12 protein-coding genes are annotated in these 10157 nt (G+C 33.6%); 4 read left to right on the top strand and 8 right to left on the bottom strand.

Annotation, left to right across the window (positions count from 1 at the left end; genetic code table 11):
- Nucleotides 1-263 precede the first annotated feature (263 nt).
- The 6 genes from AC33VI_RS20235 to AC33VI_RS20210 form a co-directional block, all read right to left on the bottom strand.
- Entirely contained in the window at nt 264-572 is a 309-nt protein-coding gene (locus AC33VI_RS20235; RefSeq protein WP_491784065.1) for a hypothetical protein, read from the bottom strand.
- Nucleotides 530-1495, bottom strand: coding sequence for a hypothetical protein (locus AC33VI_RS20230; RefSeq protein ID WP_491784064.1), 966 nt, complete (start codon nt 1493-1495; stop codon nt 530-532). The genes AC33VI_RS20235 and AC33VI_RS20230 overlap by 43 nt, the downstream gene beginning before the upstream one ends.
- A 51-nt stretch (nt 1496-1546) precedes the next feature.
- Nucleotides 1547-1852, bottom strand: coding sequence for a Rieske 2Fe-2S domain-containing protein (locus tag AC33VI_RS20225; protein WP_491784089.1), 306 nt, complete (start codon nt 1850-1852; stop codon nt 1547-1549).
- A gap of 447 nt (nt 1853-2299) precedes the next feature.
- Nucleotides 2300-2653, bottom strand: a complete 354-nt coding sequence (locus AC33VI_RS20220) for a hypothetical protein (protein ID WP_491784063.1) — start codon at nt 2651-2653, stop codon at nt 2300-2302.
- 398 nt (nt 2654-3051) lie between these two features.
- Nucleotides 3052-3708, bottom strand: a complete 657-nt coding sequence (locus AC33VI_RS20215) for a hypothetical protein (protein ID WP_491784062.1) — start codon at nt 3706-3708, stop codon at nt 3052-3054.
- A 79-nt stretch (nt 3709-3787) separates the two neighbouring features.
- Entirely contained in the window at nt 3788-3913 is a 126-nt protein-coding gene (locus AC33VI_RS20210) for a hypothetical protein (protein WP_491784061.1), read from the bottom strand.
- Between the two features lie 515 nt (nt 3914-4428).
- On the opposite strand from AC33VI_RS20210, the gene AC33VI_RS20205 reads away from it, so the two are divergent.
- A complete protein-coding gene (locus tag AC33VI_RS20205) occupies nt 4429-5502 on the top strand; it encodes a DUF3616 domain-containing protein (protein WP_491784060.1) in 1074 nt (357 codons plus the stop codon).
- 253 nt (nt 5503-5755) lie between these two features.
- The gene (locus tag AC33VI_RS20200) at nt 5756-6031 is read left to right on the top strand and encodes a GlsB/YeaQ/YmgE family stress response membrane protein (RefSeq protein WP_491784059.1); all 276 of its coding nucleotides are present in this window, start codon (nt 5756-5758) and stop codon (nt 6029-6031) included.
- A 139-nt stretch (nt 6032-6170) separates the two neighbouring features.
- Here the strand turns inward: AC33VI_RS20200 and AC33VI_RS20195 are convergent, their stop codons facing one another.
- Entirely contained in the window at nt 6171-7505 is a 1335-nt protein-coding gene (locus tag AC33VI_RS20195; protein ID WP_491784058.1) for a hypothetical protein, read from the bottom strand.
- Nucleotides 7506-7601: 96 nt separating this feature from the next.
- On the bottom strand, nt 7602-8039 hold the full coding sequence (locus tag AC33VI_RS20190; protein WP_491784057.1) for an MgtC/SapB family protein: 438 nt from the start codon (nt 8037-8039) through the stop codon (nt 7602-7604).
- 290 nt (nt 8040-8329) lie between these two features.
- Here AC33VI_RS20190 and AC33VI_RS20185 point away from each other — a divergent pair, with 290 nt between their 5' ends.
- Nucleotides 8330-8791 carry a Na-translocating system protein MpsC family protein gene (locus AC33VI_RS20185; RefSeq protein ID WP_491784056.1) on the top strand — a complete coding sequence of 154 codons (462 nt, stop codon included), beginning with the start codon at nt 8330-8332 and terminating at the stop codon, nt 8789-8791.
- A 570-nt stretch (nt 8792-9361) separates the two neighbouring features.
- The gene (locus AC33VI_RS20180; RefSeq protein ID WP_491784055.1) at nt 9362-10015 is read left to right on the top strand and encodes a hypothetical protein; all 654 of its coding nucleotides are present in this window, start codon (nt 9362-9364) and stop codon (nt 10013-10015) included.
- Nucleotides 10016-10157 lie beyond the last annotated feature (142 nt).

Raw genomic sequence — 10157 nt, 5'->3', positions numbered from 1 at the left:
TTTTCCCTACACCCTAACCCCTAACCCCTATCCCCTGCCACAACCGAAGTCTCTCGTTGTATTCGAGAATTGGTATTAGTTCTTAGTTTTTAAAGTTTATTTAGTGCATTGTTATAGAGAATTGGTATAAGCTTCTCCCACACGAGTTGGCAAAATTCAGTAACTGTGACGACAGGATTAGGTTTTTAGCAATTGTGAGTGAGTCTTAAATGACCACTTCTCGTTATTCAAAATCCAAAATTGCCAAGTCGTGTCTCCCAGACTTACTTGCTCTTAAGCCGTTTACCAATACTCAACAAATTGCCATTAAACAAAACACGGTCGATCCGTTTGGCAATGCCCTTAAAATCTTGTTCGCGATAACGTCGGATAATCTGCTCGATACCTTCAACCAAATCATCACGACCAATTTTTTGCAGCGGTTCGATCAGTTCTCGATAACAATTCTCTTCGTAATTATCACTTAGATAACAGGTTTGGACTAGCTTATCCTTGGTAACGTTGTGTTCTTTGAAAGTCGGAATTCGCTCTAGTAAACCAGTGCCAAAAAAGCCGTCATTGTTCTGACGCATTTCTCACAGTTGCCACAGTTGTAATTACCTTGACTATAGCTTTCCTTTTCGTTACACACTCGCAAGTTTTTGAGAGCAACATCCCATTCTCCAACTAACCTAGTTTTTTCTAGTCGAGAAAGGGCAGCATTTTCGTGACGAATCTGAAGGTCAGTAGTACTGTATAGGGGATCTAACAATGGATGTGAACCCCAAGGCTCTAGATTAGCCAAATTGTAGGTAGAAGCGATCGAAGCTACGCTAAATCGAGGCGCAAAAGCATGGGCGATAGCAGCCAAAAACGAACCATGATATTCAAATCGCCAGAAACTAAAGTCTGGATCTAAATCCCGAAAATGAGCGTAGGCATTGGTATGTACTTGAATTAATTCCAATCCCCCATCCTGCGCCATTGTATCCACCGCATCGATTACATTTTGGAAACTAGAATCGTATTCATTTTCACCTTGTAAAACTCCATAAACTAAAATGCCATCCTGAATCCGTCGGGAATGACCGACTGGAAAATTGAGTTGATTTTCTCTGACCATTGCTAAGGCATCGATTCCCCCAGAGAATAATCCTGCTGCGCGGGGCTTTTTGTAACTAAAAGAAACTTCAGTGTCCAAAGGAGCTTCAATTGCAATTACTTTTCGTTTGCCTCCATGCCAATCGATTAGGCACTTCATTGAGTTGATTAAACCGTCTTTGAGTTCTGGAGAAATTGGCTTGTCTAGGGCAATTCTGGTTTCGCCGTAACGCATTGCTGCTAAGGTACAACACAATAACCATGAATTAGGGTTGAGATAGAAATCATCTGCGAACTTGACGCTGGTTTCAAAAAAGACTTCTTGAGACGGACGATCGCAATTCTCCCAAGTTACTGTAGCCGAGATTCTGACTTTTTCGGCATTGACTGTTTTCCTAAAATTGTTGACAAGCATATCTTAATCTTTGGCTAAAAATTTAGTGACAATCTAATTTACTTTTTAAAATCAAAAATTATGCATATTCCGTAGAGATAAACTAGATTTTAATTGTTGCCTCAGAAAATAAGACAGCAGTTTTTGTTCTAAATCTTTTACGGGAGGACCTTGAATAACTTTACCTTCACAAGTAAAACGCCCGCCATGACAGGGACAATCCCAAATCTTTTCAGCACTGTTCCAGTTGACAATACAGGCTAGGTGAGGACAAGTAGCATTAACTGCGGTGACTTTTCCTGTCTCGTCTTTATAAACTCCTAGCTTTTCACCCTTAAGGGTAATAATTTTACCTTCTCCTGGTTTGACATTTAGGATACTGCTTTTCCTGGCAAAATTGTCATGATACTTGACTTTATTTTAAAGAGTAGAATTTTGATAGAGAATAACGATCGCATTTAAATAAGGGCGATCGCTTGTAACTACTTATTTAGTCATAGCTTTAAAAAAATAACTCTATTTTTTTAAAGTTTATTTATAACTACAGAATTAATATTAATTCTTCTATTTTCATTGCCTAAAACTTCTCGAAAGCAAATTCTTTCACAGATTATTAGCCAATCAACCTTTAACTAATGTCTATATCTACAAATGAGCCAAGAAAACTCCGTAATCAGGTAATTCTAAAATATTTCTATCTTGCCACGGTTGAAAATCAAAACCTAAACTTGTTTCAGATACATACTCGCCATGAACTGATAAAAAAATTAAGATGTATTTTATCTAATACATCCTAACCTAAATATCTAAACTTCTGAATTTTGTTTAACTCAAATCATCAGGAAGAGTTCTATCCGCAACATCTGGATAAAGTTTTCCCCATTCTTTTATTGCTTGAGCCGATTCTTTACCAATTTCCTTGGCTCTTTCTAGAGGATCACCTTCAGTTTCGCGGGCTTCTTGTCTCCATTCACGAGTTGTAGTTGGTCGTTCAGAATTGCTCTCAAATACCTTATTACTAATATTATCAGCAGCATTTTCACCATTAGTCGCATAACTACTAACGCCATTGGTTAATAAGATTGCTCCTAATAACACAGTTGTTAAAAATTTTTTAATTTGAATCTTTTTAAGAAAAGAATTGAAACGAATAATTGCCTGATAAGTTAAATGTATCATGATGATTTATGTCGAAATTACCTTGTTGTTTTGCAATAGTAAATAGCTTAAAAACAAAATTTAATTTTAAGTTTTAAAAAAATAATGCCGTAAACTATTAAAGTAAGTAAGTAGACAAAATAACTGATAAAACTCAAATAATGAGAAATGATTATTTATGATTTATCAATTATTCTTTTGCCCTACTATTTATTTACCTTTGGGTTCAGAATAACTAACTAATCAGTTTTAATTCCTCCAACTAAAGTTATAAATCTGTTGAAGAATTTAAGTTGTTTGAGCTTCTATTTTCAAGCTAAGTAGTAAAGCAAATTTAATTACACACTCTAGTTCTTCTTTTCCCTTTATCCCTTAACCTTTTCCCAACCTCAACCAAGAAATTAATTTTGCATAGATACTTAATTGTAGAATACTGTTTGAGGATACAGTTCAAGCAGCCACTGACTATAGCTATAAGAATTGTCTGCTGATAACTTGGGTCCATAGTAAGATTGACAGGCGCGATCGATTACTTGTTTGAAATAATTGTTTTTTTCTCTATCATGAGTATGTTTGCTCATTTCAAATGCCACGCTCCACCAAGATTCGCGATCGCTTCTCAGCCAAGTCAACTCACTTTTCACATTTGCTGCTAATTTTTGCTCCCGCTTTTTATAAACGGGAATCCAGTTAGTTTTGGGTATTAAGTTGAGGACAGATAAACCAGAATCTTTTAACTCCTGTTCGGTTAACTTAGACCACTGTTCGATATTTCCCCACCAGATAGCAAAATTTTTGAGATTACCAAATTGTTGATTGTTCCATTCAGCTTGACGCAGCTTTAATTCTAGATTTTCCTCGCGTAATTTGAGGTTAATAGCTGTGGGGTTGGTAATGTTAGATGCGATCGCGCTAAACTTTTTAATGTCTTCAGGTGTTCGACAAGCATATAAATCTTCTCTGGTTTCTGGTTCTTCTGCCAATAATTTCCCTGGGCATTTAAACTTAAACCACCTTTGCACTACTGCTGGTGGCATCCCTCTGACAAACCAACGTACTTCTAAAGTAGTTTGCATAAGTCACTATTGTGGCGATTATAAATTCCTCGAATCATTCGGACTTTTGACGACTAATAACTAATTTTCTTGCTATCGTCTATCTGCTTCTTCCAGAAGTAATACCAGCTTCTTTTAATTTAATTTGTGTTGCTTCGGCTGCTTGTTGAGTGGAAAATTTTCCCCAAGTAGATTCTAATTCTGTCGAAGGCGATCGTTGCGTCATTATATTAATTAAAAGTTTTATAGACCTATTAGAGATTGTTTATTCTACTTTCATTGCAAAACAATCATGTCAATCTTTCATCCTGCAAAAGATAGACAAAATATTATTAAGTCTTGTAAAGAAGAACGGAAATATTTATCTAGATAGATTTATTTATTTAGGGTTTGATTTAACTTATATATCTGACCTTACGCATAACAACGAAAAAATAATATTTTCAAGCAGGTATGAAAGTAGACTAATTTATCCTTTAACCCTTTCCCCTTAAATTCGAGACCCCGCGTCGCCGAAAGGCGCAAACAAAGGCGCATAGTTCGCCGCATGTAATGCTCGAATTACTTTAACCAGCCTCCGAAGATCAATGAGTGCGTAACAACAATTATATATCTTGACCGCAAACAATTAATTGATATGTACCTAAGCAGAATTATTTGTATATTCCATATTTTCCTAACCCCTAACCCCTAACCCCTAAACCCAATCTCAACTATCCAATTAATTTTGCACAACTACTTATGTCTAAATTACCCTATTTTCTACTAAGTCGCATCTTACTCAACTTTGAAGCTAGAGCTAGTGATGTGGTGTCAGATATTTCTGCTGCTGCTTTTTCGCCAGATGGCTATTTATGGGTGGGTTCGGATGAAATGATTGGTGTCGAACGTCTCGAACCAATCGGCGGTCATAGTTATGGCAAACATCGACGTTTTTTGCTCCAAGATTACATCGATTTATTTAATACCGATGATGAAATTGATATTGAAGGCATGGATTATGCTGATGGCTATTTATGGTTGACTGGTTCTCACAGCACTAAGCGCAAAAAAGTCAAAGATAAAAGTGATGCTAAAAATTTAGAGAGATTGGCAACAATCACTACCGATCTCAATCGGTTTATTTTAGCTAGAATTCCTTTAATGGATGGAGAATTAGTCAAATCTTGTTCACCAGTGGCAGGAGAAAAATTAATTGCTGGTTGTTTACAAACTACTGAAGAGCGCAATATATTATATGAGCTTTTAAAAGAAGATCGTCATCTACAACCATTTATCAACGCAGCGATTCCTTCTAAAGATAATGGTTTGGATATCGAAGGTTTAGCAGTAGCGGGAGATAAATTATTTTTAGGTTTACGAGGTCCCGTGCTACGGGGATGGGCAATAATTTTAGAATTAGAACTAGAGTCTAGTGAACCAGGAATACTAACTTTCAAACAGTTTACTGATGAAGGAGCAAGATACAAAAAGCACTTCTTCGATCTCAATGGCTTGGGAATCAGAGAATTATGTATTAAAGGCAAAGATATGATAATCCTTGCAGGACCAACAATGGCTCTTGAAGGAGAAATGACAGTATTTAGGTGGAAAAAGGCTTTGAAGAATTTAGACGAGCTTTTTCACTCCCCAGACAATGGCGATCTAATTCCTTTATTCGATCTGCCTTTTACCATTGGTTCAGACCACGCAGAAGGATTAGCATTATATTCTTATTTAGATAAGAACGATAGTTTGATGGTTTTTTATGATTCTCCAGATCGACAAAGATTGAAAGTAAAAAAGCAGATTTTTGTCGATGTATTTCGTATTTAAAAGTTTGTCAAAAAGTTAAAACATAGATTTTTGTTTGTTAGTTCACCAAGAGCTAATACACGAAAGCCAGATTAACCAAATAAAAAAGTATTTAGTTAAATATACATCTAATAAATATCTACTTTTAGATAGAAGAGTTTATTTAATAAAGTTGATATTCTGATTGTAGCAAGTAAATAAAAGGTATTTTGATTGTAACTCAATAAAACCTTTAAAAAAACAAGTAAATATTAAATTCAGGAGAAAATTAAATATGGGTATTTTAGCTTGGTTAGTATTAGGATTGATTGCAGGCGCATTGGCAAAACTAATTTATCCTGGTCATCAAGGTGGTGGTATCATTGCTACTATAGGATTAGGTATTTTAGGTGCGTTAGTCGGGGGCTTTATCGGTCAGAGTTTATTAGGTAGTTCGGGGGCAGCCGCCGCCTCAGCAGGGGCTTTGACTATTCCAAGTATTATCTTTGCTGTACTTGGTGCAATGTTACTGATATTTATTTGGGGTCTATTAACTCGTCGCAGTGCTTAGTAACTAAATAGTAGTATGACAGTAATTTAAAATTATCATCTAATCCAAAACAAGTCTTAGCTTTCACAGTATGAAAGTCAAAATGTATTGCCGTAGGTTTCCTACGGCATTTATATTACTCATCAAGCTATTTAGGGAATTAATTCATAAATCCTTTCTTTTTCTTTTTCTTTTTAGTTTTAGACTTATTTTTTTGTACTTGTGCTACTGCTAATTCAAATAAATCATTTAGATGTATGGGTACACTAGCGATTTCAGGTAATTCTGGATTAGATTTTTTGCCATAGTTCAATAATAAATTATTTAGATCCAACTCAAGATTAAAATTATTTTTGTTGGTATATTTTTGTAAAATTTTTGTCAGATTTTGGGGATATTTTTGTTTTAATTGCTGCCAAATATAATAGTTGGCTTCAGATTTTTCTAGATATTTGTGTATATATTGCAGAGCCAGATCGAGATTTTTTGTTAGTAGAGATTCTGGGCTACTTAATAAATTGGTAAATTTAGCAAAATTTGGTAAAAATGTTTGACCCCATTGAGGATGAGAAAATACGGTAACGGTTTCTGCTTGCTTGATTTCTGAAGGTAAATCCACTTTGGGCATTACCATCGAAATTTTATCTTTGTTTTTAACAATTTTTTCTGCGGTTTCTGGATCGACACCTAACATATCAGCACGATCGTAAAATTTCGCTTTATCTGTACCTGATTCTGATAATATTTCTGATAAAGATTTTTCGCTATTGATACCTGCTTCTGCTAATCTTTTTTGGGTCATCTTTTGCCGAAGCTTATTGATTTTTTGCTCTAATTTAGATCCAGGTAAAGTTAAATTATCAGTACCCATATAATCGATAAATTCTTGATGATATACTGCTACAGACTTCCAGGCTTGTTCTAATAGCTCTGGTGCATCAGCATACAGAAAATTGGCATAGTTATCTCGAAATTCGCCGATTGCCACAGCAAGTTTTGGCTTGCTGAGTTTACCTTTTATAATTAAATCGCTGAAAATAAACCATGCTGAATTGTTGATAGGAGCAAGAATAGTTAAGATTATTTCCCCTGGCTGCAATCTACTTTTTTCCTTTTCTGGTATCTGAGAATGGCTATAGACTTGGTATTTTTTGGCGGTTAACCAGTTAAATAATTGATAAATATCGCCTTGAACTGCCGTAATTTCAAATAAGCCGACAAAATTATTTTGCCATAGTTTAATCAACTCGATATCTTTAATATCTAAATTTTTAGTTGATGCTATAAATAGCTCTAAAATTGTTTTCTGATTTACTGTTTCTTCAATAATAAAGAGATCGATTATTAGGCTTTGCTGTTTGATTCCATAGCTATTTTTATTACTATTGTTGGCTACATAACTTTCTAGAGCGATCGCAATTTCTCCCTCAGCATCATAAACAAAATTAACTAACTTTTGTTTTAAATATAAGGCTCTTTCTATAATTTCTTGCATGAATAATATATATAATTTACCCGACTTAGCTTAATGAGGATAATTAGTAATTTCATCTAACAAAAGATAGATTTTTCGGATTTCTATTTTTCTTATTTATAAATACTTCTCCCACCTGTCTAAAACACGCAAAATTACCCAGGTAACACAAGCTCCGACTAAACTTAAAATCCACAAGCCACAACCAGCAGCAATACCAAGAGCAGCAGAAACCCAAATGGCTGCTGCCGAAGTTAAGCCTTTAACTCTAGATTCTCGTAAAATTGTGCCACCCCCAATAAAACCCACACCACTTACCACACCAGAAATAGCACGCCCTAAAACGTCTAAGTTTTGCTGCGCTGCACCTATTTCGATGGGAATAAGCACAACTAATGCCGAACCAAAACAAACCAACATATTAGTTCTTAATCCTGCGGGCTTACTTTTGGTTTCTCTTTCCAAGCCAATAATTACACCAACCATTAAGGCGATGCCTAAGCGTAATACAATACCTTGCCAACCGATAGGAGCAAAAGAATTAGATTCAGACAATTGTTTGCTAACTACTAAGTATTAAAGTGAATTGTCTCGGAAATAACGCAAATAAGAATCTATAAAAAGATAGAAATTAGTTGTAGAAAATACTATTTCAAGATTATCTAATCTCGATCTCTATCTAAATAAAGATGTATGGACTTTTTAACTTGACTACTGTGTAGTTACACAACTAAATATACACTATCTTTTTTGAGTATTGTGTTCAAAGAATAGAAGGCGATCGGCATTAAATTTTTCTGTGACTTGTCTGATGTTATTTTCATTAATCGCAAAATATCAAGTTTATGAGCTTCAAACAAAATCAAGATTGTTATCCAACAGTAGGACAGATAGAACGAGATATTTCTCAAAAAGTCAATAATTTATATCACCAAGAGTTTACCCATCGAGCAAGTAAAGTAAAGTGTCATTTATTTGAAAATAAAATTTTTATTTTCTGTGAAGAAGTAATAACACCGATTGAAAAACTTTTATTAGAAGCATCATATTTACATTTATTACATCAAGTAAGAAGATGTTTAGATTCTTCCTTGAAAGTAAAAATAGAAGAATTAATTGAAAAAATTGTTCGAGTTAAAGTTAAAAGGTGTATTTACAGTACAGATATTGAGATAAATAGTACAGTAATAATTATAATACTGGCAGAACCACCACAAGTTAGACCCAAAAGAATTTCTCATCGAAGCAGATTGAAAAATGTAGTTAATTTTAATCATTCAAAGGATAAATTATCAGAATTATCTTAAAAATTATTAGTTGAATACACTAAATGAATTGGTTTATATCTACACCTCTCGATAGAAGTAATTTGATCTAAGTTTTTCCTAAAATAACAATATTAGTTGATAGTCAAATAAATAAAAAATGACTTACACAATCGCTCGAAATAATTGTAAAACGACATTAAATAAGAATAATATAATTTAGTTAGTATTCTCTATTTTTTTCTGAAAAATACAGTAACTTATAAATAATAATATATTGAAAATGCTAAATCAATAAATGATGAAATATATTTTTTTTAACTCTTAAAAAAGACTAGCAGCCGAACAGCATATTGCTTGAAATTCATTGCAAAAGCGATCGCTTTTCTTAACTACTAATTACATTTTTTAGAAGTATTACTCTACAACTATTACTTCTTTAATAGTATAGATCAGAAAAAAGCATACACCGAACGTTCTAATTAGTAGAAATTAAAAAAGATATTTTTAAGCACAAGCACAATCAAAAATATCTCTATGGTAACCTTCTTGTATCTATTCTGTCTTTCGTCATTAGTAATAATTAATTTAGAAATATTAGACAACAATCCAATGAAAAAAAAATACCATCAAAATATTCAGCGTCAAATAAGCTGTTTAATTCCGATTCTTGAGTCTTGTCTGAGCTTAACTCCAGAAATTGAGCCAATTAAACATAAATTAAAACTACTTCCTGATAAATTAGAAAAATTAAAAAGTAGAACTAATATTTTAAATAAAGGCTTGGCTAAATATAATTTTTATACTTCAGCTTCTGAACTGCAAAAAATAGAATTTGAATTAGATTCTTTAGTAGACGACCTAGAGCTAATACTCACTAATCTATTTATTTTTAATGGAAAGCTCAAAAATGTAGCTATTTTAAAAGAAAAATTAGAAGCAATTCAAGAAGAAAGAATTAATGGGTTAACACCAGAACGAATATATAAACTTTTGGAAAAACAGCAATCGCAACTTCAACAGTCTGTACCATCAGCAAAATCTGCCAAAAAACACTTTAAAAAAAATTTTAATAGTAATATTTGGCAAAAAATATTTGATTTTAGTTATAAATTTTGCGATCGTAAAATAGCTTTAAGTCTAGCTATTATTGCTAGTTTATCTCTTGGCTGGATCGCAGGTTATTCTTCTGGTAGTATTCGCCCTGATGAAGCTCAAACAGTCGAAATTATGGAGAAATCATCTAAGTCTTCACTCGATATTTAATTAAATGATTCAAGACGAAGGTTTCTTGTCCTTCGTCCTTTTTGAGAGAGAGAGGAAATGATGAAGAGAAAGATGCTCCTGACTGGAAAGATAAAATTACTAGCATTCAAGGATGGCGACAGGTAGCTAAAAAATACTTCAT

This window comes from Waterburya sp., from assembly GCF_058530065.1.
The sequence above is the reverse complement of the archived record's forward strand: the minus strand, read 5'-3'. Positions and strand labels throughout refer to the sequence as shown.

Coding starts and splice junctions, on each gene's coding strand:
- AC33VI_RS20215 (WP_491784062.1), bottom strand. CDS start 3,708: ATGCAAACTACTTTAGAAGTACGTTGGTTTGTCAGAGGGATGCCACCA.
- AC33VI_RS20185 (WP_491784056.1), top strand. CDS start 8,330: ATGAGCTTCAAACAAAATCAAGATTGTTATCCAACAGTAGGACAGATA.
- AC33VI_RS20200 (WP_491784059.1), top strand. CDS start 5,756: ATGGGTATTTTAGCTTGGTTAGTATTAGGATTGATTGCAGGCGCATTG.
- AC33VI_RS20180 (WP_491784055.1), top strand. CDS start 9,362: ATGAAAAAAAAATACCATCAAAATATTCAGCGTCAAATAAGCTGTTTA.
- AC33VI_RS20220 (WP_491784063.1), bottom strand. CDS start 2,653: ATGATACATTTAACTTATCAGGCAATTATTCGTTTCAATTCTTTTCTT.
- AC33VI_RS20230 (WP_491784064.1), bottom strand. CDS start 1,495: ATGCTTGTCAACAATTTTAGGAAAACAGTCAATGCCGAAAAAGTCAGA.
- AC33VI_RS20235 (WP_491784065.1), bottom strand. CDS start 572: ATGCGTCAGAACAATGACGGCTTTTTTGGCACTGGTTTACTAGAGCGA.
- AC33VI_RS20210 (WP_491784061.1), bottom strand. CDS start 3,913: ATGACGCAACGATCGCCTTCGACAGAATTAGAATCTACTTGGGGAAAA.
- AC33VI_RS20205 (WP_491784060.1), top strand. CDS start 4,429: ATGTCTAAATTACCCTATTTTCTACTAAGTCGCATCTTACTCAACTTT.
- AC33VI_RS20195 (WP_491784058.1), bottom strand. CDS start 7,505: ATGCAAGAAATTATAGAAAGAGCCTTATATTTAAAACAAAAGTTAGTT.